This window comes from Aquabacterium sp. A08 (assembly GCF_011742065.1).
Genome location: NZ_JAAQQT010000619.1, coordinates 1 through 22,727, shown reverse-complemented (window position 1 = coordinate 22,727; position 22,727 = coordinate 1). Strand labels below are relative to the sequence as shown.

Below are 22,727 nucleotides of genomic sequence, written 5' to 3'. Positions count from 1 at the left end.
CGGGACGCAACGCGGTCAGGACTGGCAGTCCGCCGGGGTGCGGCGGGTCAGCTTTTTCTCGGCGGCGTAGCGGTCGGCGGCAGCCTTCACCATGGGCTTGAGGATCTGCTCATCGGCCTGGTACCAATCGCTGCTGAAGTTCCACTTGCTGCCGTCCCAGGTGTGCACGCGGGCCCAGTTGGCGCCCATGTGGTCCTGGCAGCTGGTGGACAGCGGGCGCATCACGCCCTTGAAGCCCAGGCTGTCGAGCTTGGCCTGCGTCAGGTTCAGGTTTTCCAGGCCCCAGCGCACCTGTTCGCCGGTCATGACCTTGCCCTTGCCGAACTTTTCCTGGGCGGCGCGCACGCCTTCCACGGCGAACATGGCGCTCATCAGGCCGCGCATGTAGAGCACCTGGCCCAGTTCCTCTTTCGGACCGGTGCCCTGGCCTTTGGCATGCACCTTGTCAGCGATTTCCTTGACCACGGCCGAGTTGGGCTCGGCGCCGTGCTGCATGGTCACCGCGTTGTAGCCCTTGGCACCCATGCCCACGTCCTTGACGTCGGGTTCGGCGCCGGCCCACCACACGCCGTAGATCTTCTCGCGCGGGTAGCCCGTGGCTTGGGCCTCCTTGAGCAGCGTGGAGTTCATCACGCCCCAGCCCCAGTTGACCACGTAGTCGGGGCGGTCGCGGCGGATCTGCAGCCAGGTGGCTTTCTGTTCCACGCCGGGGTGGGTCACAGGCAGCAGGCTCAGCTGGAAGCCGTGCATGGCGGCACGCTCCTGCATCATCGGGATGGCTTCTTTGCCGAACGGGCTGTCGTGGTAGACCAGCGCGATCTTCTTGCCCTTGAGGTTGGCCGGGCCACCCAGTTTCTTGGCGATGTCCTGCACGATCACGTCGGCGGCCACCCAGTAGGTGCCGGCCAGCGGGAAGTTCCACTTGAACACGCCGCCGTCCTGCGACTCGCTGCGGCCATAGCCGGCGGTGATCAGGGGGATCTTGTCGACCGGGGCCTTTTCGGTCAGCGCGAAGGTGATGCCGGTGGACAGCGGCTGGAACATGGACGCGCCACCGTTTTTGCCCTTGAGGCGTTCGTAGCATTCCACGCCGCGGTCGGTGGCGTAGCCGGTTTCGCATTCCTCGTAGGAAATTTTCACACCGTTGATGCCGCCCCGGGCGTTGGTGAGCTTGAGGTAGTCGACAAAGCCGTTGGCCCAGGGCACCCCGTTGGGGGCGTAGGCGCCGGTGCGGTAGACCAGCACCGGGAAGAACTGCTCTTTGGCTTGGGCGTGCGCGCTGGTGCTGACCAGGGCGCCCGAGAAGGCGCTGGTGGCCACGGCGGCGGCGAGGGCGAGGGAACGAAGCTTCATGGTTGTCTCCTGTGACTGTGTGGTTGAAGCGGGGGCGGGAAAACGGGACTCAGTGCGGGAAAGGCCAGAGGCGCAGCTTTTGCTTGCCAATGCTCCAGAGCTTGGCCAGACCGTGCGGTTCGACGATCAGGAACCACACGATCAGGGCGCCGAAGATCATGAATTCGGTGTGCGAGACGGCGGCGGTGGACACCGACAGGCCGACCAGCGAACCGAGCCAGGGCAGTATCTGGTTCAGGAAGATGGGCAGCACCACGATGAAGGCCGCGCCGAAGAAGCTGCCCATGATGGAGCCCATGCCACCGATGATGACCATGAACAACAGCTGGAAGGAGCGGTCGATGGAGAAGGCGGCCGGCTCCCAGGAGCCCAGGTGGATGAAGCCCCACAGGCCACCGGCCACGCCGATGATGAAGGAACTGACGGCGAAGGCGCTGAGCTTGGCGTACATGGGGCGGATGCCAATGACCGAAGCCGCCACGTCCATGTCGCGGATGGCCATCCACTCGCGGCCGATGGCGCCGCGCACCAGGTTCTTGGCCAGCACGCCGAACACCACCAGGAAGGCCAGGCAAAACAGGTACTTTTCCATCGGGGTGTTGATGGTCCAGCCCAGCACGTTCAGGTTGGACACCGACACCGAGCCCGAGGCGTTGTTGTTGGTGAACCAGCCGATGCGCAGGAAGGCCCAGTCGCAGAAGAACTGCGCCGCCAGCGTGGCCACGGCCAAGTACAGGCCCTTGACCCGCAGGCTGGGGATGCCGAAGACCAGACCCACCAGGGTGGCGAAGAAGCCGCCAGAGAGCAACGCCACGATCAGCGGCATGCCGTCGATGCGGATGTAGGTGTTGTAGGCCATGTAGGCGCCCACCGCCATGAAGGCGCCGGAGCCCAGCGAGATCTGGCCGCAGTAACCCACCAGGATGTTCACCCCCAGCGCCGCCATCGACAGGATGAGGAAGGGGATCAGGATGGCGCGGAACAGGTATTCATCGACCAGCAGGGGGATGCCGATGGCGGCAAACGCGACGATGGCCAGGATGGCCCATTTGTCCTGGGCGATCGGGAAGATCTGCTGATCCGCTCGGTAAGAGGTCTTGAATTGACCGTTTTCACGATAGAACATGGGGTGGACTCCTTACACGCGGTCGATGATTTTTTCGCCGAACAGGCCTTGCGGGCGGAACAGCAGGAACACCAGCGCCAGCATGTAGGCGAACCAGATTTCGATGCCGCCGCCGACCAGCGGGCCGAGGTAGACCTCGGACAGCTTTTCGCCGACGCCGATGATCAGGCCGCCGATGATGGCGCCGGGCACCGAGGTCAGGCCGCCGAGGATGATGACGGGCAGGGCACGCAGGGCCACGGTGGTCAGCGAGAACTGCACGCCGAGCTTGGAGCCCCAGATCATGCCGGCCACCAGCGCGGTGATGCCGGCCACGCACCAGACGATGACCCAGATGCGGTTGAGCGGGATGCCGATGGACTGGGCGGCCTGGTGGTCGTCGGCCACGGCGCGCAGCGCACGGCCGGTGGTGGTCTTCTGGAAGAAGATGCTCAGGGCCGCCACCAGACAGGCCGCCACGACGGCCGCGATCACGTCTTCCTGGTTGACCAGCACGCCGCCTTCAAACAAGCCCTCGAACAGAAAGATCGGGTCCTTAGGCATGCCGATGTCGATCTGGTAGATGTCACTGCCGAAGATGGTCTGGCCCAGGCCGTCGAGGAAGTAGGTGATGCCCAGGGTGGCCATCAGCAGCGTCACGCCTTCCTGGTTGACCAGGTGGCGCAGCACCAGCCGTTCGATGAACCAGGCCAGCACGAACATCAGCAGCCCGGCCAGCGCAAACGCCACCAGGTTGCCCAGCAGCTTGCTCTCAAAGCCCAGCCACTGCGGCACCCACTCCGAAAAGCGCGCCATGGCCAGGGCCGCGAACAGCACCATGGCCCCCTGCGCGAAGTTGAACACGCCCGAGGCCTTGAAGATGAGCACGAAGCCCAGGGCCACCAGGGAATACAGCATGCCGGCCATCAGGCCGCCAAACAGGGTTTCCAGAAAAAATCCCATTTCGAACTCTCTTTCAGTGGCTGGTGCCCAGGTAGGCGCTGATCACGTCTTCGTTCTGGCGCACCTCGTCCGGTGGGCCGTCGCCGATCTTCTTGCCGTAGTCCAGCACCACCACGCGGTCGGAGATGTCCATCACCACCCCCATGTCGTGCTCGATCAGCACGATGGTGGTGCCGAACTCGTCGTTCACGTCGAGGATGAAGCGGCACATGTCCTGCTTTTCCTCGACGTTCATGCCGGCCATGGGTTCGTCGAGCAGCAGCACCTGCGGCTCCATGGCCAGGGCGCGGCCCAGGTCCACCCGCTTTTGCAGGCCGTAGGGCAACTGGCCCACCGGGGTCTTGCGGAAGGCCTGGATTTCCAGGAAGTCGATGATGTGCTCGACCTTCTCGCGGTGCAGTTCCTCCTCGCGTTGGGCCGGGCCCAGGCGCAGCGCCTGCATGAACAGGTTGCTTTTGATGCGCAGGTTGCGGCCTGTCATGATGTTGTCGATCACGCTCATGCCCTTGAACAGCGCCAGGTTCTGGAAGGTGCGGGCGATGCCCATTTCCGCCACCTGCCGGCTGTTCATGTGCTTGAAGGTCTGGCCGCGGAAGGTGATGGAGCCTTCCTGCGGGGCATACACGCCGTTGATGCAGTTGAGCATCGAGCTCTTGCCGGCGCCGTTGGGGCCGATGATGGCGCGGATCTCGTGCTCCTTCACGTTGAAGGAGATGTCGGTCAGGGCCTTGACGCCGCCGAAGCGCAGGCTGATGTTCTGGACGTCGAGGATGACGTCCCCCACTTTCTTGTGTGCCATGGTCTGTGTTTCCGGGGTGCGTGGTGGTCAGGCCGCTTGCTTGACCGGGGCGAAGGTCTTGGCGTCGCTCAGCTTCAGGGTGGCGCTGACCTTGCCGGTGCGGCCGTCTTCGAACTTGACCTGGGTTTCGATGTACTGCTCGGTCTTGCCGCCGTAGAGCGCGTCGATGAGGACGCTGTACTTGTCGGCGATGAAGCCGCGGCGGACCTTGTTGGTGCGGGTCAGTTCGCCGTCGTCGGCGTCCAGTTCCTTGTGCAGCACCAGGAAGCGGCTGACCTGGCTGCCGGCCAGCAGCGCGTCGCGGCTGAGGTCGGCGTTGACCTTTTCCACGCATTCCCGGATCAGTTCGTACACCTCGGGCTTCTGCGCCAGGTCGGTGTAGCCGGCGTAGGGCAGGTTGCGGCGCTCGGCCCAGTTGCCCACGGCGTCGAAGTCGATGTTGATCATGACGCAGACCTGGTCGCGCTGGTCGCCATAGGCCACCACCTCCTTGATGTGCGAGAAGAACTTGAGCTTGTTCTCCACGTACTTGGGCGCGAACATGGCGCCGTCGTTGGCGCCGCCCTTGATGCGGCCCACGTCTTTCACGCGGTCGATGATCTTGAGGTGGCCGGAGGCGTCGAGGAAGCCGGCGTCGCTGGTGTGGTACCAGCCGTCGGCGGTCAGCACCTCTTCGGTGGCCTTGGGGTTCTTGTAATACTCTTTCAGCAGGCCGGGCGACTTGACCAGGATCTCGCCGTTGTCCGCCAGTTTGATTTCCACGCCCTCACACGGCACGCCGACGGTGTCGGCACGGGCCTCGTGGTCGGGCTGCAGGCAGACGAACACGGCGGTTTCGGTGGAGCCGTAGAGCTGCTTGAGGTTGATGCCGATGGAGCGGTAGAAGCTGAACAGGTCGGGGCCGATGGCCTCGCCGGCGGTGTAGGCCACCCGCACCCGCGAAAAGCCCAGGGTGTTGCGCAGCGGGCCGTAAACACACAGGTTGCCCAGGGCGTACTTCAGGCGGTCGAACAACCCGACCGGCTTGCCGTCCATCAGGTCCGGGCCGACCCGGCGCGCCACGTCCATGAAGGCGTGGAACATCTTGCGCTTGAGGGCGCCGGCGTCTTCCATGCGGATCATCACGCTGGTCAGCAGGCCCTCGAACACCCGCGGCGGGGCGAAGTAGTAGGTCGGGCCGATTTCCTTGAGGTCGATGGTGACGGTGCTGCCCGACTCGGGGCAGTTGACCACGTAACCGCAGGCCAGCCACTGGGCGTAGCTGAAGATGTTCTGGCCGATCCAGGCCGGCGGCAGGTAGGCCAGCACCTCGTCGTTGGGGCCCAGCTTGTCGAACTTGGCGCCCACGGCGGCGCGGTTCAGCAGCGAGTAGTGGGTGTGCACCACGCCCTTGGGGTTGCCGGTGGTGCCGGACGTGAAGAACATGGCGGCCACGTCGTCGGGCTGGGCCAGGTCGATCTGTTCCTGGAAAAAGTCCGGGTGCTCTTCGGTGAACACGCGCCCGGCGGCGACCACTTCCATCAGCCCGGCCAGGCCGGGTTCGTCGTAGTTGCGCAGGCCGCGCGGGTCGTCGAACAGGATGTGTTCCAGCTGCGGGCACTGCTCGCGGATTTCGAGCATCTTGTCCACCTGCTCCTGGTCTTCCACCACCGCAAAGCGCACCTCGGCGTTGTTGATGGGGAAGACGCATTCGGGCGCGACCGCGTCCTGGTACAGCGGCACCGGAATGGCCCCCAGCGCCTGGGTGGCCAGCATGGTGGCGTAGAGGTTGGGGCGGTTGGCGCCGATGACCACCAGGTGTTCGCCACGGCGCAGGCCCAGCTGGTGCAGGCCACCGGCGATGTGCTGCACCCGCTCGGCCAGGTGGCGCCAATCGGTGGTTTGCCAGATGCCGTATTCCTTCTCCCGCAGGGCGGGGGCCTGGGGCCGCTGGGTGGCGTGCTGCAACAGCAGCCGGGGGAACGTGGTACGCATGAAATCTCCTCTGCCTGGTGGGGTGCACGACCTGTCACACGTTGGACACGCACCTTCGACTGGCACGGACTGTACGCCTGAACTTTGACGTCATGTTGTCATTGCGACGACAATCTGGGGTTCGCCCCAGCTAGGACTTTCCCTAGGGTGCCCGGCCAGTCCCGGGTTTTGCCCCACCATTTCCGCATGACCAGCAAGTTGGCTTTGCGCGATCGCGCCCGGGCGCTGACGCCCGAGGAGTTGACCGAAATTCCCTGGATGGGCCTGCTCACCCCGGCCGAGCAGGCACACGCCCAGGCGTCACTGGTGGTGTCGCAGGTGGAGCCGGGCGACCACATCTGCCGCGTCGGACGCGCGGTCACCTACTGGTTCGGGCTGGTCGATGGCTTGCTGAAAATGAGCAACGACGACCGCACCGGGCCGCTGATCACCTTCACCGGCATTGCCCCGGGCGGCTGGTTCGGCGAGGGCACTGCGCTCAAGCGCGAGATCTACCGCTACAACGTGCTGGCGCTGCGCAAAAGCCTGGTCGCCGGCCTGCCGGTAGACACCTTCCACTGGCTGCTGGACAACTCCATCGGCTTCAACCGCTTCGTCATGCGCCAGCTCAACGAACGGCTGGGCCAGTTCATCGCGGCGCGCGAGATCGACCGCATCACCGACCCCGACGTGCGCGTGGCGCGCAGCGTGGCCAACCTGTTCCACCCCGGCCTGTTCCCGGGGGTGGGGCAGGTGCTGCGCATCACCCAGCAGGAGCTGGCCTACCTGGTGGGCCTGTCGCGGCAGCGGGTGAACGAGGCGCTGGCGTCGCTGCAGCAGGCCGGGGTGATCGCGGTGGAGTACGGCGGTCTGCGCGTGCTCGACCTGGGGGCGTTGCAGCGCACCGGCCTGCCGCCCCGGGGCTGAGGGCGGGGGCGGTCCGCCCGCGGCGGCACGGTGCGACAATTTGTCTTTGCCCGACCCGTTTGCCCGAGATGACCAAAACCCTGTCGCTGCCCCCCCGGACCCCTGCCGCGCCGGCCCCCGAGCGGGGCCGGCCCCGTGCCCCGGTGCGGCCGGCCGCTGGCGCGGTGGGGCGCCGCCCGCCGGCTCCGCCCCTCAGCGAGCGCCCGGCCCGTGCCGCCGCTCCTGCGCCCCGGCCCGCGCCTGCCCGCAACGCGGCCGCGGGCGAAGGGGTGCGGCTGAACAAGCGCCTGGCCGAGCTGGGCCATTGTTCGCGCCGCGAGGCCGACGACTGGATCGCCCGTGGCTGGGTCAAGGTCAACGGGCAGGTGGCGCAGATGGGCCAGACCGTCGCCGCGACCGACCGCATCGAGGTGGCGCCGCAGGCCGCCGCGCAGCAGGGGGCGCGTGTCACCATCCTGCTGCACAAGCCGGTGGGCTACGTCAGCGGCCTGCCCGAGGACGGCCACCAGAGCGCGGCGGTGCTGGTGCAGCCCGGCACCCGCTGGCGCGAAGACCGGGCCCCGCGCCGCTTCGAGGCGGGGCACACCCGCGGCCTGGCGCCGGCGGGGCGGCTGGACATCGACTCCACCGGCCTGCTGGTGCTGACCCAGGACGGCCGGGTGGCCAAGGCGCTGATCGGCGAGGACTCCGGCGTCGAAAAAGAGTACCTGGTGCGTGTGCACTGGGCGCCCCACGGCCCCAGGGGGGCCGGCGTGGTGGCGCAGGACGTGCAGTCGCACTGCCCGCCCGAGGCGCTGCAGCGCCTGCGCCACGGCCTGAGCCTGGACGGCCAGCCGCTCAAACCCGCGCAGGTGGACTGGCAAAACCCCGAGCAGCTGCGCTTTGTGCTGCGCGAAGGCAAGAAGCGCCAGATCCGCCGCATGTGCGAACAGGTGGGCCTGCACGTGGTGGGCTTGAAGCGCGTCCGCATCGGGCGGGTGGTGTTGGGCAACCTGCCCATGGGGCAGTGGCGCTACCTGGGGCCGCACGAGGCGTTCTGACGCGGCGCCCCACCCCCTTGAAGCACCGGACGCCGCCCCCACCTGTGCCCGTTGTGTCCGCTCGGTTCGCGCACGCCGCGGGCCGGCACCGCGGCTTTTTCCTTCTGTCTTGACCTTTGTGCCCACCATGAGCAAACACCACGCATTCCAGGCCGAAGTGGCCCAGCTGCTGCACCTCGTCACCCACTCGCTGTACTCCAACCAGGAAATCTTCCTGCGCGAGCTGGTGTCCAACGCCTCCGACGCCTGCGACAAGCTGCGCTTCGAAGCCCTGAACAACGCCGGTTTGTACGAAGACGCGCCCAACCTCGAAGTGCGTGTGGCGTTCGACAAAGACGCCAAGACCCTGACCATCACCGACAACGGCATCGGCATGAGCGAGCAGGAGGCGATCGACCACCTGGGCACCATCGCCAAGAGCGGCACCAAAGATTTCATGAGCCGCCTGAGCGGCGACCAGAAGAAGGACGCGCAGCTGATCGGCCAGTTCGGCGTGGGCTTCTATTCCGGCTTCATCGTGGCCGACAAGATCACCGTCGAAAGCCGCCGCGCCGGGCTCAAGGCCGAAGAAGGCGTGCGTTGGGTCAGCGGCGGTTCGGGCGACTTCGAGACCGAAACCATCACCCGCGCCGCGCGCGGCACCAGCGTCATCCTGCACCTGCGCGACGACGCGACCGAGTACCTCAACCGCTGGAAGCTCAAGCAGATCATCGGCAAGTACTCCGACCACATCAGCCTGCCCATCCTGATGCAGAAGGAGGAGTGGGACCAGGACAAGTCCGAGTACGTGCTGCAGGACGAGTGGGAAGCGGTCAACAGCGCCAGTGCCCTGTGGACGCGCGCCAAAAAAGACATTTCCGACGAGCAGTACACCGACTTCTACAAGAACATCAGCTACGACACCGAGGCCCCGCTGGCCTGGAGCCACAACCGGGTGGAGGGCAGCACCGAGTACACCCAGCTGCTCTACATCCCGGCCAAGGCGCCGCAAGACCTGTGGAACCGCGACAAGAAAGCGGGCGTCAAGCTCTACGTCAAGCGCGTGTTCATCATGGACGAGGCCGAGGCGCTGATGCCCACCTACCTGCGCTGGGTCAAGGGCGTGATCGATTCCGCCGACCTGCCGCTGAACGTGAGCCGCGAACTGCTGCAGGAAAGCCGCGACGTGAAGGCCATCCGCGAGGGCAACACCCGCCGCGTGCTGGCCATGCTGGAAGACCTGGCCAAGAAGGACCGGCTGCCCACCGAAGGCGCCGACGGCGTGACCGACGTCCTGAGCGCCGAAGAACAAGCCGAGGCCGAGCGCATGGCCGGCAAGTACAGCGCCTTCTACGCCGAATTCGGTGCGGTGCTGAAAGAGGGCCTGGGCGAAGACTTCGGCAACCGCGACCGGCTGGCTAAGCTGCTGCGCTTCGCCTCGACCCAGAGCGACGCCGTGGCGGTGGGCTTGGCCGACTACAAGGCGCGCATGAAAGAGGGCCAGGAGGCCATCTACTACATCACCGCCGACACCCTGGCCGCCGCCAAGAGCAGCCCGCAGCTGGAGGTGTTCAAGAAGAAGGGCATCGAAGTGCTGCTGATGACCGACCGCGTGGACGAATGGGCGCTGTCCTTCCTGCACGCCTTCGACGGCACGCCGCTGCAATCGGTGGCCAAGGGCGGCGTGGACCTGGGCAAGCTGCAAGACGAAGAGGAAAAGAAAGCCGCCGAGCAGGCCGCCGAAACCTTCAAGCCGGTGTTGAACAAGCTCAAGGCGGCTTTGCAGGACAAGGCCCAGGACGTGCGCGTGACCACCCGCCTGGTGGACTCGCCCGCCTGTTTGGTGTCCGACGACCACGGCATGAGCACCCAACTGGCGCGCATGCTCAAGCAGGCCGGCCAGGCCGTGCCCGACATGAAGCCCATCCTGGAGGTGAACGCCGACCACGCGCTGGTGAAAAAGCTCGACGGCTCGGCGCATTTCGACGACCTGGCCCACATCCTGTTCGACCAGGCCCTGCTGGCCGAAGGTGGCCTGCCGGAAGACCCGGCCGCCTACGTCAAGCGGGTCAACGCCTTGCTGGTCTGAAGATCCAGGGGCGGTCGCTGAACGGCCGCCCCGCCGCCACGGCCTTGGGGCCTGCGCTCACTCCAGCGTGGCGGCGAATTCGATGATGGCGCGGTGGTCCGGCGGCAGCACGGTGTAGGGGATGCCCTCGCGGTGGAGCACGCCGCGGATGCCATGGTCCACGGCCTGCGCCTGGGCCTCGTCCTGGAAACGGCCGCTGCGCACGTATTTTTTGTCGGGGTCGCGCTGGACCAGCACGTTGACGTTGTTGAACTGCTTGTACCAGGCCAGGATCTGCTGGCGGGTTTTTTCCACGTCGCAGACGTTGTCGGGGTAGCTGGCGTTGTAGTACAGCAGCTGCGGCAGGGCGCCTTCGGTCACCAGGAACTGCACCTGGCCGTCCAGCACCTCGATCGCGCGGAACTGCTGCAGCGCGATGCCGTACTGGTTGCGCAGCGCGTCGAGGTCGCGCTGCCAGACCAGGCTTTTGGCCACGTCGGGCACGGTTTCCACGCTTTTGTGGCGCAGGTGCAGTTTGAGCACAATGGCCGAGGAGTAGAGCGATTTGTCGCAGCCCGGCCCGCCGATGATGTTGATGACCTTGGTGGGGTACAGCCGCAGCTTGTTTTCGGGCAGCTGCGGGGCCACGTAGCCGGCGATGGTGCTCATGGGGCGTCTCCTGGCGCGCAACCGCGCCGCCTCATGCTACCAAAGGATCGGCCCGCATGGCGGCCACCTGGTCCCACAGCAGCCGGGCCTGCTCCTGCCAGTAGGCGTCGCTGCCAAACCAGGGGAAGTGGATGGGGAAGGTCGGGTCGCCCCAGCGCCGCGCCAGCCAGGCGCTGTAGTGCAGCAGGCGCAGGGTGCGCAGCGGCTCGATCAGGGCCAGCTCGCGCCGGTCGAAGTCGCGCAGGGTTTCGTAGCCGTCCAGCAGGGCGCCGAGCTGGCGCTGCTGCTGCCCGCGGTCGCCGCTGAGCAGCATCCACAGATCCTGCACCGCGGGGCCGGTGCGGGCGTCGTCCAGGTCGACGAAGTGCGGGCCCGCGCCGGGCTGGCCGGTGGGCGTCCACAGGATGTTGCCGGGGTGGCAGTCGCCGTGCAGGCGCAGGGTGGCCGCGCCGCTGTCGGCCAGGGCCTGCCCGGCGGCGTCCACGGCGGCGCGCGCGGCAGCCTCCCAGTCGCGCCGGGCCGCGGGCGGCAGCGTGTCGTGGGCCAGCAGCCAGTCCAGCGGCTCCTGGCCGAAGGTGCTGGCGTCCAGGGCCGGGCGCTGGGCGAACGGCGCTTGCGCGCCCACCTGGTGCAGCCGGGCCAGGAAGCGGCCGATCCACTCCAGCACCTCGGGGTCGTCCAGCTCGGGCCGGCGCCCGCCCCGGCGCGGGCTGACGCTGTAGGCAAAGCCGGCGTGGTGGTGCAGGGTGCGGCCGTGCAGCACCCGGGGCGCCACCACCGGCACCTCGGCCGCCACCAGGGCCTGGGCAAAGCGGTGTTCTTCCTCGATCTGGGCGTCGCTCCAGCGGGCCGGGCGGTAGAACTTCAGCACCACCGCGTCGCCGTCTTCCAGGTGGGCCAGGTAGACCCGGTTTTCGTAGGAGCTCAGCGCCATCAGGCGGCCGTCGCCCCACAGGCCGACCGCGGCCAGGGCGTCGAGCACCGCGTCGGGGGTCAGGGCGTGGTAAGGGTGGGCGTCGGCGGCGGTGGTCATGGCGGCATTGTCGCTGCCCTATCATCGCCCCATGTCGAAACACCCACCCACGCCCCGGCCGCGCGCGGGGCGCCCCGCCGAAAAACCCCTGTCCGAGGTGCTGCCCGAATTGCGCCCGGGCCAGTCGGTGGCGCTGCTGCAGGCGCTGCACATCCTGACCCGCGAGGGCAAGCTCAACCAGGACACGCGGCGCAAGCTCAAGCAGGTCAACCACCTGCTGCAGTTCATCGAACCGCTGCTGCAGGAGGCGCTGGACGCGCGCGGCGACGTGACGCTGGTGGACCACGGCGCCGGCAAGTCTTACCTGGGCTTCATGCTGTATGACCTGTTTTTCCAGCCGCGCGCGGTGGGCCAGGTGATCGGGGTGGAAACCCGGGCCGAGCTGGTGGCGCGCTCGCGCGAACTGGCCGAGCGGCTGGGTTTTGCGCGCATGCGCTTCGTCGCCGCCACGGTGCAGGACGCGATGACCGCCACCGACATCCCCGCCATGGTGGACGTGGTGACCGCGCTGCACGCCTGCGACACCGCCACCGACGACGCCATCGCCTTCGGGCTGGCGCGCCAGGCCCGGGCCCTGGTGTTGGTGCCCTGCTGCCAGGCCGAGGTGGCCAGCGTGCTGCGCAAGCACAAGGCGCTGACGCTGGCGCGCACGCCGCTGAGCGAGATCTGGCGCCACCCGCTGCACACGCGCGAGTTCGGCAGCCAGATCACCAACGTGCTGCGCTGCCTGCAGCTGGAGGCCCACGGCTACCAGGTGACGGTGACCGAGCTGGTGGGCTGGGAACATTCGATGAAGAACGAACTGATCCTGGCGCGCAAGGTGGGCCCGGGCAAGGCCAGCGCACGGGCGCGGCTGCAGCAGGTGCTGGACGAGCTGGGGCTGCAGGAACTCCAGCAACGCTTCGGCGTCTGACAAAACTACGCGGGGTGCGGGCCCGGTGCGCCGCCCCCTTTCAGAACAAAGCCCTGGCGTGGCCGGCCCCGCCGCCCGCCCACGACCGGGGCCGCTTTGAGGAGACGCACCCATGGTCACCGACCTGCCCCATTGGATGCCTTCCCTGGCCTGGCCGCTGCTGTTGCTGGCCGCCTGGGTGCTGGGCGAGCAACTGCACGCGCTGTGGCGGGTGCCGCGCGTGTCCAGTTACGTGGCCGCCGGCCTGCTGGCCGGTTTCGTCGGCCAGCCGGCGCTGACCGAGGGCGTGCCCGGCCTGTTCTTTCTGGCCAACACCGCGCTGGCGCTGGTGCTGTTCGAGCTGGGCTACCGCATCCACCTGCGCTGGTTCCGCCACAACCCCTGGGTGCTGGCGGTGGGGGTGGTGGAGTCGGCCGTGACCTTCGGGTTGGTGTACTGGGCCGCCGGCGGGTTCGGGCTGGCCCCCGAGGTGCGGCTCATCGTCGCGGCGCTGGCGATATCGGCCTCGCCCGCGGGCATTGTGCGGGTGGCTAACGAACTGCGCGGCGCCGGCCAGGTGACCGAACGCGTCATGCACCTGTGCGCCATCAACTGCCTGCTGTCGGTGCTGGCTGTCAAGCTGGTGGTGGGGTACTGGCACCTCAGCACCTCGGGCGACTGGGGCGCGGCGGCGCTGGGCAGCGTGTACGCGCTGGTGATTTCGGTGGCCCTGGGCGGCGCGCTCGGGGTGCTGGTGCCCTGGCTGCTGCGGCACCGGCCGGTGGAGGCCGCGCGCGCCACGGCGGTGTTCGCGCTGGCGGTACTGCTGTTGGCCACCGTGTCGCAGGCGCTGATGTTGTCGCCGCTGTTGGCCGCGCTGAGCTTTGGTATCGTCGCCCGCGAGCGCCGGGTGCAGCTCACGCCGGCGCAGCGCAATTTCGGTTCGGCCGGCGAACTGCTGGGCCTGTTCCTGTTCGTCTACGTGGCCACGCTGATCGACTGGCCGGCGGTGCCCGCCACGGTGGGGCTGGCGCTGACGCTGCTGGCGCTGCGGGTGGCGTCCAAGGCGCTGTGCAACCTGGCGGTGGCGCGGCTCAGCGGCATCACCGCGCGCAAGGGCTGGCTCACAGGGCTGGCGCTCACGCCCATGTCGGCCTTCGCCATTTTGTTGCTGGAACAGAGCCGCCTCTACGGCTTTGCCCCGGCCACCGAGGCCTTCGCCGCCATGGCCGCGCTGATGGTGCTGCAGGAACTGCTGGGCCCCTGGGTGACGCAGCGCAGCCTGATGGCGGCGCGCGAAACCCACCTCACCGCCGAGGCCGCGCCGGGCGCAGCGTCGCCCACCCACCGCGCCTGACGGCCACCGGAGCCCCGCATGCCACTGGAAACCTTCAAGGCCTCCGACGCCCTCACCCTGGGGGTGGAGCTGGAGCTGCAACTCGTCAACACCTACGACCACGACCTCTCCAGCAGCGCCGACGACCTGCTGGAACTGCTGCGGCGCCAGCCCTTCCCCGGCGTGGTCACGCCGGAGATGACGCAAAGCATGATCGAGGTGGCCACCGGCATCCACACCGCACACGGGCCGCTGCTGGCGCAGCTGCGCGAGATCCGCGACACCCTGGTGCACGCCGGCGACCGGCTCAACATCGAACTGGCCGGCGGCGGCACCCACCCGTTCCAGCGCTGGTTCGAGCAGCGCATCTTTGCCAAGCCGCGCTTCCAGCAGCTGTCGGGCCTGTACGGCTACCTGGCCAAGCAGTTCACCGTGTTCGGCCAGCACGTGCACGTGGGCTGCGGTTCGCCCGACGAGGCCTTGTTCCTCTTGCACGCGCTCAACCGCTACGTGCCGCACTTCATCGCGCTGTCGGCGTCGTCGCCGTTTTCGCAGGGGGTGGACACGCTGTTCGACTCGGCCCGGCTGAACTCGGTGTTCGCCTTTCCCTTGAGCGGGCGCGCGCCCTTTGTGCTGAGCTGGGACGAATTCGCCCACGGCTACTTCACCAAGATGGAGAGCACCGGCGTGGTCCAGTCCATGAAGGACTTTTACTGGGACATCCGGCCCAAGCCCGAGTACGGCACCATCGAACTGCGGGTGTGCGACACGCCGCTGACGGTGGAGCGCGCCGCCGCGCTGGCCTGCTACCTGCAGGCGCTGTGCCGCCACCTGCTGGAGCGCAACGAGCCGCCGCCCGAGGAGGACGACTACCTCGTGTACACCTACAACCGCTTCCAGGCCTGCCGTTTCGGGCTGGACGGCACCATGGTCCACCCGAAAACCCGCCAGCAGATCGGCATCCGCGAGGACATCCTGGCCACGCTGCGGCAGTTGGGCCCGCACGCCGACGCGCTGGACTCGCACGCGGCGCTGGACGAGGTGGAGCGTGCCTGCGTCCGCGACGGCAACCACGCCAGCTACCTGCGCCGCTGCTTTGCCGACAGCGGCAGCGTGCAGGGCGTGGTGCAGGCGGCGGTGCAGGCCCTGCGCCGGCCGTGCTAACCTGCGCTTTTGCCCACAACGACACGGAGACACCCCCCATGCCCGGCCTGCTGCCCCAGATCGATCCCGACGGTTTGCTCGAATTCTCGGTGGTCTACACCGACCGCGCGCTCAACCACATGTCGCAGCGCTTCCAGGGGGTGATGCGGGACATTTCCGCCATCCTCAAAGACGTGTACCAGGCCCATTCGGCGGTGCTGGTGCCGGGCAGTGGCACCTTCGGCATGGAAGCGGTGGCGCGCCAGTTCGCCACCGGGCAGCGGGTGCTCGTCATTCGCAACGGCTGGTTCAGCTACCGCTGGACGCAGATTTTCCAGATGGGCGGCATTCCGTCGCAGGAAACCGTGCTCAAGGCGCGCCGGGTGGACCCGTCCGACCCGCAGTCGCCCTGGGTGCCGTGCCCGATCGACGAGGTGGTCGCCACCATCCACGCCGAAAAGCCGGCACTGGTGTTCGCCCCGCACGTGGAAACCGCGGCCGGCATGATCCTGCCGGACGGTTACCTGAAGGCCGTGGCCGACGCGGTGCACGCCGTGGGCGGCCTGTTCGTGCTGGACTGCATCGCCTCCGGGGCGATGTGGGTGGACATGTGCGCCACCGGCGTGGACGTGCTGGTGAGCGCGCCGCAAAAGGGCTGGAGCGGTTCGCCCGCCTGCGCCATGGTGATGCTGAGCGAGCGGGCGCGCCAGGCCATCGACGGCACCACCAGCACCAGCTTCGCCTGTGACCTGAAGAAGTGGCTGCAGATCATGGAAACCTACGAGGCCGGCGGCCACGCCTACCACACCACCATGCCGACCGACGCGCTGGCGCGCCTGCGTGAGGTGATGCAGGAAACCCGCGCCTACGGTTTCGAGCAGGTGCGCCAGGAGCAGATCGAGCTGGGCGCCCAGGTGCGCGCGCTGTTCGAGCGGCGCGGCATCCGCAGCGTGGCGGCGGCCGGCTTCCAGGCCCCGGGCGTGGTGGTGAGCTACACGTCCGACCCCGACATCCAGAACAGCAAGAAGTTTCTGGCACTGGGCCTGCAGACCGCGGCTGGCGTGCCGCTGCAGTGCGACGAGCCGGCCGGCTGGAGCACTTTCCGCGTCGGCCTGTTCGGCCTGGAAAAGCTGCACCACGTGGACCGCAGCGTGGCGCACCTGGCCGCCGCGCTGGACCAGATGGGCATCACCGAGCCCGTGGCCGCCACGGCCTGATTGGCCTCGCTGAGGCCTGCGGTTGAGGGCCGCTGGCGAGCTCGGCGGGGGCTGGACGGTGGGCGTTTGAGGAGGGCCGCCGGCTGCGGCCTGTGGTCAGCTGGTCAGCGGGCGAACCGCCGGCGCGTGAGCGCCAGCGCCACCCAGAACGCCACCGCGGTGTAGCCCGCCAGCACCGCCAGGTGCCGCCCTGCGTCGGCGGGCCACTGGTCCAGGAACAGCGGGCGCACCAGCAACACCGCGTGCGTCAGCGGCAGCGCGTTCGACAGCCACAGCACCAGTTGTGGCAACTGCTCGCGCGGGAAGAACACGCCGCTGAGGAACATCATGGGCGTGAGGAACAGGGTGAAGTAGTAGGTGAAAAAGTCGTAGCCCTGCGCCAGCGCGTTGAAGATCAGCGCGATGCAACTGAAGGTGATGCCCACCAGCAGCAGCACCGGCCAGGCCACCAGCAGCTTGGGGCTGTGGCTGATGCCCAGCGCCAGCATCACGCCCAGGATGGCGGTGACGGTGAACAGCGATTTGAACGCGGCCCACAGCATTTCGGCCAGCAGCACGTCGTCGAGCGTGACCGGCGCGTTCATGATGCCGTCCCAGGTCTTTTGCACGTGCATGCGCGAAAACGCCGAGTACAGCGCCTCGAAGGTGGCGGCGTTCATGGCGCTCATGCAGATGCTGCCGCTGGCCAGGAACAGGATGTAGGGCACGGCGCGCGCCGCGCCGTCGGGGCCGGCCACCTGCACCTCGCCCACCAGCAGGCCCATGCCGTAGCCAAAGGCCACCAGCCAGATCAGCGGTTCGGCGATGTTGCCGACCAGGCTGGGGATGGCCAGCTTGCGCCAGACCAGCAGGTTGCGCAGGAACACCGGCCAGAAGCGCCGTGAGAGGTGTGGGCGGCGCCAGGGGCTGGGCGTGGCGCAGGCGGGGGTGGCCAGGGCTTCGGGGGCGTGGGGCATGGTGGCGGCAGGGCGAGCGGGTGGGGTGTCGGGGCGGTGGGTGGGGGCGTCGGTGGGCCGTGGCCAGGGCTTCAACCCTCCTCCCGAATCTGGCGGCCGGTGAGCTTGAGGAACAGGTCCTCCAGGTTGGCCGGGCGGTGCAGGGTGCGCAGCGTCGGGTGGTCGGCCAGCGCGGCCAGCAAGGGCTTGGCGTCGTGGGTGTAGAAAAACACGGTTTCGCCGCTCACCTCCACCCGTGCGGCCAGCGCGGACAGCGGTGAAGTGGCCAGGGCCTGCGCCTGGGTGCCGGCACCGCCATAGACCTCCACCACGTCGGGCTCCAGGTGCTGGGCGATCAGTTCGCGCGGGCGGCCCTCCGCGATTTTCTGGCCGTGGTCGATCACCAGCAGCCGGTGGCACAGGCGCTCGGCCTCGTCCATGAAGTGGGTGGTCAGCAGGATGCTTTTGCCCTGTTGCAGCAGTTGCTGCAAGCGCTCCCACATCAGGTGGCGCGCCTGCGGGTCCAGCCCGGTGGTGGGTTCGTCCAGCAACAGCAGTTGCGGGTCGTTGACCAGCGCGCGCGCCAGCGACAGGCGCCGCTTCATGCCGCCCGACAGATCGCCCGGCTTGGCCCGGGCCTTGTGTGCCAGCGCGGCAAAGTCCAGCAGCGCCGGGATGCGCGCCTGCACCGCCGCCTTGGGTAGGCCAAAGTAGCGGCCGAACACCAGCAGGTTTTCGGCGCAGCTGAAGTCGGGGTCCAGCGTGTCCATCTGGCTGACCACCCCCAGCTGCGCCTTGATGGCCTGCGCGTCGGCCGGCATCTGCAGGCCCAGCGCCTCGATGGCGCCGCCGTCGGGTGCGGTTTGGCCCAGGCACATGCGGATGGTGGTGGTCTTGCCGGCGCCGTTGGGCCCGATCAGGCCCAGGCATTCGCCCGGGGCGATGTGGAACGACAGGTCGTTGACCACGGTGGCTTGGCCGTAGCGTTTGGTGAGGTGGCGGGCTTGGAACAGCGGGGTCATGGGGGCATTGTGCCGGGCCGGGGCCGGTCGTGCAGCGACTCGAGGCCGGTGGCCCGGTGGTGCCCGCGGTGTGGCGCAGGCCCCGCCGGTAAAATGCCTGCCTTTGGCCCCAGCTTTTTCCGAGGGACGCCCCCGTGTCTGACCGTTTGGCGGTGCTGCCGCAATACCTGCTGCCCAAGCAGGCCCTGACCTCGCTGGCCGGTGCGCTGGCGCGCCGGCCGCTGGGCGGTTTCACCCGGCGCAACATCCGCAACTTCGTGGCCCGCTACGGCGTGGACATGAGCGAAGCGGCCGAGCCCGACATCGCGCGCTACGCCACCTTCAACGACTTTTTCACCCGCGCCTTGAAGCCCGGCGTGCGCCCCTTCGCCGCCAGCGACCTGCTGTGCCCGGTGGACGGCGCCATCAGCCAGTTCGGGCCCATCGAGCGCGACCAGATCTTCCAAGCCAAGGGCCACCGCTACAGCACCACCGCGCTGGTGGGCGGCGACGCCGCGCTGGCCCAGCGTTTCGACAACGGCAGCTTCGCCACGCTCTACCTCAGCCCCAAGGACTACCACCGCATCCACATGCCCTGCGCCGGCCGGCTCACGCGCATGGTGCACGTGCCGGGCGAGCTGTTTTCGGTCAACCCCACCACCGCGCGCGGCGTGCCGGGCCTGTTTGCCCGCAACGAGCGGGTGGTGTGCGTGTTCGAGGGCGCGCACGGCCCCTTCGTGCTGGTGCTGGTGGGGGCCACCATCGTCGGCAGCATGGCCACGGTGTGGCACGGCGTGGTCAACCCGCCGCGCCCCGGCGTCCCGCGCGACTGGCGCTACGACGACCGCGACATTGCGCTGGCACGTGGCGACGAGATGGGCCGCTTCCTGCTGGGCTCCACCGTGGTGCTGCTGTTCCCGCAGGGCGCCATGCGCTTCCACCCCGACTGGGCGCCGGCCCGCCCCATCCGAATGGGCGAGGCCATGGGCGACTGGCTGGTGCCGCCGGCCTGAGCCGTACCCTGAGCGCCTCTGGGCGGCAGACGCCCGGCGCCGTCCCCCTTTTTTACCGTTTTCTTTGTCCACCGTTTCCAGGAGACCCCGCATGACCACCCTCGGCACCCCGTTGACCCCCCACGCCACCAAAGTCATGCTGCTCGGCTCCGGCGAGCTGGGCAAGGAGGTGCTGATCGCGCTGCAGCGCCTCGGGGTGGAAACCATCGCCGTGGACCGCTACGACCACGCGCCCGGCCAGCAGGTGGCGCACCACGCGCGCACCATCACCATGAGCGATCCGGCGCAGCTCAAGGCGCTGATCGAGGCCGAACAGCCCCACCTGGTCGTGCCCGAAATCGAGGCCATTGCCACGCCCATGCTGCAGGAACTGGAAGCCGCCGGCACCGTGCAGGTGGTGCCCACCGCCCGCGCTGCCCGCCTGACCATGGACCGCGAGGGCATCCGCCGCCTGGCCGCCGAAACGCTGGGCCTGCCCACCAGCCCCTACCAGTTCTGTGATTCGCTGGCCGAGCTGCAGGCCGCCATCGAAGGCGCCGACGGCAAGCCGGGCATCGGCTACCCCTGCATCGTCAAGCCGGTGATGAGCAGCTCCGGCAAGGGCCAGAGCAAGATCGATGGCCCCGCCGATGTGCAAAAGGCCTGGGACTACGCCATGGCCGGCGGCCGCGTCAGCCACGGTCGCGTCATCGTGGAAGGCTTCATCGACTTCGACTACGAAATCACCCAGCTCACCGTGCGCGCCCGCGGCGCCCACAGCCAGGTCGAAACCCATTTCTGCGACCCCATTGGCCACGTGCAGGTGGGCGGCGACTACGTGGAAAGCTGGCAACCCATGCCCATGCACCCCGCGGCGCTGGAGCGTGCGCGCCAGATCGCCAAAACCATCACCGACAACCTGGGTCTGGGCCTCAACGGCGAGCCCGCCGGCCTGGGCCTGTACGGCGTGGAGCTGTTCGTCCAGGGCGAGCAGGTTTGGTTCAGCGAGGTGAGCCCGCGCCCGCACGACACCGGCCTGGTGACGCTGTGCACCCAGCACCAGAGCGAGTTCGAGCTGCACGCCCGCGCCATCCTGGGCCTGCCGGTGGACGCCTCGCTGCGCAACCCCGGCGCCAGTGCCGTGATCTACGGCGGTGTGGACGCGCAAGGCCTGGTGTTCGATGGCGTGGACGAGGCCCTGGCCGTGCCCGGCACCGACCTGCGCCTGTTCGGCAAGCCCGAGAGCTTTGTCAAGCGCCGCATGGGCGTGGCCCTGGCCCGCGCGGCCGATACCGACACAGCCCGCGCCCACGCCAAGCTGGCGGCGTCCAAGGTGCGGCCGCGCGTGGCTTGACCTGCGTCAACCGCCGCGGGCGGTTTTTCACTAGCATCCATGTCAGATCAACCCCCTGACACCGTGCCGTGAATTTTCGCCAGTCCTCCATCCGTGTCCAGATCACCGTGCTGCTCGCGGCGGCGCTGCTGCTGATCGCCCTGGTCGGGGCGGTGGGTTGGGTGGCGCTGCAACAGGTGGGCAGCGTGGTTGGCTTCAGCCAGCGTGTCACCACCCCCCGGCAGATCGCGGCCAACGACCTGATCGACAGCGTGAACGCCCGCGCCATCGGGGCGCGCAACCTGGTCTTGGTGGACACGCCCGAGGCCCGCGAGGCCGAGCGGGTGAAGATCGTGGCGGCACACACCCAGATCCAGGCCCACTTGCAGCGCTTGCGTGACCTGACCGCCACCCACCTGGACCCGCGGGAGGCGGAGTTGCTGCAGGCGGTGTACGCCGCCGAAGCGCTGTATGGCCCGGTGGCCCTGGCCATCACCGACCTGGGCGTGCAGGGGCGCACCGAAGAAGCCATGGCCCGCATCGTGCAGGAGTGCCAGCCCTTGCTGGACCGCCTCACGCGCGCCCTGAACCAGCTGGTGACCTACGAGGACAACGCGGCCGCCACCGACTTTGAGCGCATGCTCCAGACCGACCGCGAGGCCCAGTGGTTCATCGTCGGCATCGGCGGCGCGTCCTTGTTGCTGATGTTGGCGCTGGGCACCTATGTGGCGCGTGGCCTGATCGCCAGCACCGGCCGCACCGTGCAGGCGGTGCGCCAAATGGCCGGCGGTGACCTGACGGTCAACGTGCCGGTGCACGGCCACAGCGAAACCGACCAGGTGCTGCTGGCCGTCAACCAGATGGCGGCCCGCCTGCGCGAGGTGCTGGGCCAGGTGCGCCAGGCCGCCAGCGAGATCGGCACCGCCAGCGCCGAAGTGGCCACCGGCGCCAGCGACCTGTCGATGCGCACTGAGCAAACCGCCTCCAACCTGGAGCAGACCGCGGCCAGCATGGAAGAGCTGACCGCCACGGTGCGGCAGTCCAGCGATTCCGCGCGCCAGGCCAACCAGCTGGCCGGCAATGCCGCCGAGGTGGCGCAGTACGGCGGCGCGGTGGTCGGTCAGGTGGTGGACACCATGACCGAGATCAACCAGAGCAGCCAGAAGATCCACGACATCATCGGCGTGATCGACGGCATCGCCTTCCAGACCAACATCCTGGCGCTGAACGCGGCGGTGGAGGCCGCCCGCGCCGGCGAGCAGGGCCGGGGCTTTGCCGTGGTGGCCGGCGAGGTGCGCAGCCTGGCCCAGCGCAGTGCCGAGGCGGCCAAGGAGATCAAGCAGCTCATCAGCGACTCGGTGGCCAAGGTCGAAGGCGGCACCCTGCTGGTGCGCGAGGCCGGCACCACCATCGCCGACGTGGTGGACAACGCGCGCCGGGTCAACGACATCGTGGCCGAGATGATGGCCGCCAGCCAGGAGCAGGCCGAGGGCATTGGCCAGGTCAACACCGCGGTCAGCCAGCTCGACCAGATGACCCAGCAGAATGCGGCGCTGGTGGAACAGTCCGCCGCGGCCGCCGAGAGCCTGCAGGAACAGGCGCGCCGCCTGGTGGCGGCGGTGGGCGTGTTCGACATCGGCGGTGGGCCGGGCGCCACCCGGCCGGCGCCCGGCGCGGTGCGGCGCCTGCCGGCGCGCTGAGTCCGGCCGCCGCGCGCCGCCGTGCCTGGGGCGTCTCAGTGCGTGGTGTGCGGCCAGCTCACTGGAACGCCACCTCGGCAAAGCTGCGCAGCTTGCGGCTGTGCAGCTGGTCCACCCCGGCGGCGCGCAGCCGCTCCACCGCGCGGATGCCGATGCGCAGGTGCTGGTCCACCCGTTCGCGGTAGAAGGCGTTGGCCATGCCGGGCAGCTTGATCTCGCCGTGCAGCGGCTTGTCGCTCACGCACAGCAGGGTGCCGTAGGGCACCCGGAAGCGGAAGCCGTTGGCCGC

General features: G+C 68.5%; 19 protein-coding genes and 1 pseudogene. 10 read left to right on the top strand and 10 right to left on the bottom strand.

Translation table 11 applies throughout. The features are described from left to right. Nucleotides 1-15: 15 nt before the first annotated feature. Genes HA630_RS11290 through HA630_RS11270 form a run of 5 tightly spaced genes read right to left on the bottom strand, consistent with a single transcriptional unit; the run spans nucleotide 16 to nucleotide 6,194 of the window. Entirely contained in the window at nucleotides 16-1,353 is a 1,338-nt protein-coding gene (locus HA630_RS11290; RefSeq protein ID WP_166834845.1) for an ABC transporter substrate-binding protein, read from the bottom strand. A 49-nt stretch (nucleotides 1,354-1,402) separates the two neighbouring features. Further along, nucleotides 1,403-2,479, bottom strand: coding sequence for a branched-chain amino acid ABC transporter permease (locus HA630_RS11285; RefSeq protein WP_166834843.1), 1,077 nt, complete (start codon nucleotides 2,477-2,479; stop codon nucleotides 1,403-1,405). A 12-nt stretch (nucleotides 2,480-2,491) separates the two neighbouring features. Further along, complete coding sequence (locus tag HA630_RS11280; protein WP_166834841.1) at nucleotides 2,492-3,421, bottom strand: branched-chain amino acid ABC transporter permease; 930 nt, start codon at nucleotides 3,419-3,421, stop codon at nucleotides 2,492-2,494. Between the two features lie 13 nt (nucleotides 3,422-3,434). Further along, complete coding sequence (locus HA630_RS11275; protein ID WP_166834839.1) at nucleotides 3,435-4,220, bottom strand: ABC transporter ATP-binding protein; 786 nt, start codon at nucleotides 4,218-4,220, stop codon at nucleotides 3,435-3,437. A 27-nt stretch (nucleotides 4,221-4,247) separates the two neighbouring features. Beyond that, on the bottom strand, nucleotides 4,248-6,194 hold the full coding sequence (locus HA630_RS11270) for a long-chain fatty acid--CoA ligase (RefSeq protein WP_166834837.1): 1,947 nt from the start codon (nucleotides 6,192-6,194) through the stop codon (nucleotides 4,248-4,250). A 186-nt stretch (nucleotides 6,195-6,380) separates the two neighbouring features. Between HA630_RS11270 and HA630_RS11265 the strand changes: the two genes are divergently transcribed. The 3 genes from HA630_RS11265 to htpG all read left to right on the top strand — a co-directional run bounded on the left by HA630_RS11265 (nucleotide 6,381) and on the right by htpG (nucleotide 10,208). Then, complete coding sequence (locus HA630_RS11265; protein WP_166834835.1) at nucleotides 6,381-7,100, top strand: Crp/Fnr family transcriptional regulator; 720 nt, start codon at nucleotides 6,381-6,383, stop codon at nucleotides 7,098-7,100. 68 nt (nucleotides 7,101-7,168) lie between these two features. Beyond that, entirely contained in the window at nucleotides 7,169-8,140 is a 972-nt protein-coding gene (locus HA630_RS11260) for a pseudouridine synthase (protein WP_166834833.1), read from the top strand. A gap of 127 nt (nucleotides 8,141-8,267) precedes the next feature. Next, nucleotides 8,268-10,208, top strand: a complete 1,941-nt coding sequence (gene htpG / locus HA630_RS11255; protein ID WP_166834831.1) for a molecular chaperone HtpG — start codon at nucleotides 8,268-8,270, stop codon at nucleotides 10,206-10,208. 57 nt (nucleotides 10,209-10,265) lie between these two features. Here htpG and HA630_RS11250 read toward each other — a convergent pair whose 3' ends face one another. Further along, nucleotides 10,266-10,856, bottom strand: coding sequence for a hypothetical protein (locus HA630_RS11250; RefSeq protein ID WP_166834829.1), 591 nt, complete (start codon nucleotides 10,854-10,856; stop codon nucleotides 10,266-10,268). 31 nt (nucleotides 10,857-10,887) lie between these two features. Further along, nucleotides 10,888-11,889, bottom strand: a complete 1,002-nt coding sequence (locus tag HA630_RS11245; RefSeq protein ID WP_166834827.1) for a serine/threonine protein kinase — start codon at nucleotides 11,887-11,889, stop codon at nucleotides 10,888-10,890. 31 nt (nucleotides 11,890-11,920) lie between these two features. On the opposite strand from HA630_RS11245, the gene HA630_RS11240 reads away from it, so the two are divergent. The 4 genes from HA630_RS11240 to HA630_RS11225 all read left to right on the top strand — a co-directional run bounded on the left by HA630_RS11240 (nucleotide 11,921) and on the right by HA630_RS11225 (nucleotide 16,477). Next, entirely contained in the window at nucleotides 11,921-12,802 is an 882-nt protein-coding gene (locus HA630_RS11240) for an SAM-dependent methyltransferase (RefSeq protein ID WP_166834825.1), read from the top strand. A 112-nt stretch (nucleotides 12,803-12,914) separates the two neighbouring features. After that, nucleotides 12,915-14,138: a cation:proton antiporter gene (locus tag HA630_RS11235; RefSeq protein WP_166834823.1), complete on the top strand. Its 1,224-nt coding sequence runs from the start codon at nucleotides 12,915-12,917 to the stop codon at nucleotides 14,136-14,138. A gap of 18 nt (nucleotides 14,139-14,156) precedes the next feature. Beyond that, the gene (locus HA630_RS11230; protein WP_166834821.1) at nucleotides 14,157-15,281 is read left to right on the top strand and encodes a YbdK family carboxylate-amine ligase; all 1,125 of its coding nucleotides are present in this window, start codon (nucleotides 14,157-14,159) and stop codon (nucleotides 15,279-15,281) included. A gap of 38 nt (nucleotides 15,282-15,319) precedes the next feature. After that, the gene (locus HA630_RS11225; RefSeq protein ID WP_166834819.1) at nucleotides 15,320-16,477 is read left to right on the top strand and encodes an aminotransferase class V-fold PLP-dependent enzyme; all 1,158 of its coding nucleotides are present in this window, start codon (nucleotides 15,320-15,322) and stop codon (nucleotides 16,475-16,477) included. A gap of 104 nt (nucleotides 16,478-16,581) precedes the next feature. Here HA630_RS11225 and HA630_RS11220 read toward each other — a convergent pair whose 3' ends face one another. Together HA630_RS11220 and HA630_RS11215 are read right to left on the bottom strand one after the other, a co-directional pair. Further along, the gene (locus tag HA630_RS11220; RefSeq protein WP_166834817.1) at nucleotides 16,582-17,433 is read right to left on the bottom strand and encodes an ABC transporter permease; all 852 of its coding nucleotides are present in this window, start codon (nucleotides 17,431-17,433) and stop codon (nucleotides 16,582-16,584) included. A gap of 71 nt (nucleotides 17,434-17,504) precedes the next feature. Next, nucleotides 17,505-18,434: an ATP-binding cassette domain-containing protein gene (locus HA630_RS11215; RefSeq protein ID WP_166834815.1), complete on the bottom strand. Its 930-nt coding sequence runs from the start codon at nucleotides 18,432-18,434 to the stop codon at nucleotides 17,505-17,507. A gap of 134 nt (nucleotides 18,435-18,568) precedes the next feature. On the opposite strand from HA630_RS11215, the gene asd reads away from it, so the two are divergent. From asd to HA630_RS26575, 3 genes are all read left to right on the top strand, one after another. Continuing rightward, nucleotides 18,569-19,426: an archaetidylserine decarboxylase gene (gene asd / locus HA630_RS11210; protein ID WP_166834813.1), complete on the top strand. Its 858-nt coding sequence runs from the start codon at nucleotides 18,569-18,571 to the stop codon at nucleotides 19,424-19,426. Between the two features lie 91 nt (nucleotides 19,427-19,517). Next, entirely contained in the window at nucleotides 19,518-20,759 is a 1,242-nt protein-coding gene (gene purT / locus HA630_RS11205) for a formate-dependent phosphoribosylglycinamide formyltransferase (RefSeq protein WP_166834811.1), read from the top strand. 68 nt (nucleotides 20,760-20,827) lie between these two features. Further along, nucleotides 20,828-22,438, top strand: coding sequence for a methyl-accepting chemotaxis protein (locus tag HA630_RS26575; RefSeq protein WP_166834809.1), 1,611 nt, complete (start codon nucleotides 20,828-20,830; stop codon nucleotides 22,436-22,438). 58 nt (nucleotides 22,439-22,496) lie between these two features. On the opposite strand, the pseudogene HA630_RS11195 reads toward HA630_RS26575, so the two are convergent. Continuing rightward, nucleotides 22,497-22,727: pseudogene (locus HA630_RS11195) on the bottom strand (AMP nucleosidase); the annotation flags it as partial.

Excerpts from the sequence above, each read along its gene's own strand:
- HA630_RS11290 (WP_166834845.1), bottom strand. The coding sequence starts at position 1,353 with ATGAAGCTTCGTTCCCTCGCCCTCGCCGCCGCCGTGGCCACCAGCGCC.
- HA630_RS11285 (WP_166834843.1), bottom strand. The coding sequence starts at position 2,479 with ATGTTCTATCGTGAAAACGGTCAATTCAAGACCTCTTACCGAGCGGAT.
- HA630_RS11280 (WP_166834841.1), bottom strand. The coding sequence starts at position 3,421 with ATGGGATTTTTTCTGGAAACCCTGTTTGGCGGCCTGATGGCCGGCATG.
- HA630_RS11275 (WP_166834839.1), bottom strand. The coding sequence starts at position 4,220 with ATGGCACACAAGAAAGTGGGGGACGTCATCCTCGACGTCCAGAACATC.
- HA630_RS11270 (WP_166834837.1), bottom strand. The coding sequence starts at position 6,194 with ATGCGTACCACGTTCCCCCGGCTGCTGTTGCAGCACGCCACCCAGCGG.
- HA630_RS11265 (WP_166834835.1), top strand. The coding sequence starts at position 6,381 with ATGACCAGCAAGTTGGCTTTGCGCGATCGCGCCCGGGCGCTGACGCCC.
- HA630_RS11260 (WP_166834833.1), top strand. The coding sequence starts at position 7,169 with ATGACCAAAACCCTGTCGCTGCCCCCCCGGACCCCTGCCGCGCCGGCC.
- htpG (WP_166834831.1), top strand. The coding sequence starts at position 8,268 with ATGAGCAAACACCACGCATTCCAGGCCGAAGTGGCCCAGCTGCTGCAC.
- HA630_RS11250 (WP_166834829.1), bottom strand. The coding sequence starts at position 10,856 with ATGAGCACCATCGCCGGCTACGTGGCCCCGCAGCTGCCCGAAAACAAG.
- HA630_RS11245 (WP_166834827.1), bottom strand. The coding sequence starts at position 11,889 with ATGACCACCGCCGCCGACGCCCACCCTTACCACGCCCTGACCCCCGAC.
- HA630_RS11240 (WP_166834825.1), top strand. The coding sequence starts at position 11,921 with ATGTCGAAACACCCACCCACGCCCCGGCCGCGCGCGGGGCGCCCCGCC.
- HA630_RS11235 (WP_166834823.1), top strand. The coding sequence starts at position 12,915 with ATGGTCACCGACCTGCCCCATTGGATGCCTTCCCTGGCCTGGCCGCTG.
- HA630_RS11230 (WP_166834821.1), top strand. The coding sequence starts at position 14,157 with ATGCCACTGGAAACCTTCAAGGCCTCCGACGCCCTCACCCTGGGGGTG.
- HA630_RS11225 (WP_166834819.1), top strand. The coding sequence starts at position 15,320 with ATGCCCGGCCTGCTGCCCCAGATCGATCCCGACGGTTTGCTCGAATTC.
- HA630_RS11220 (WP_166834817.1), bottom strand. The coding sequence starts at position 17,433 with ATGCCCCACGCCCCCGAAGCCCTGGCCACCCCCGCCTGCGCCACGCCC.
- HA630_RS11215 (WP_166834815.1), bottom strand. The coding sequence starts at position 18,434 with ATGACCCCGCTGTTCCAAGCCCGCCACCTCACCAAACGCTACGGCCAA.
- purT (WP_166834811.1), top strand. The coding sequence starts at position 19,518 with ATGACCACCCTCGGCACCCCGTTGACCCCCCACGCCACCAAAGTCATG.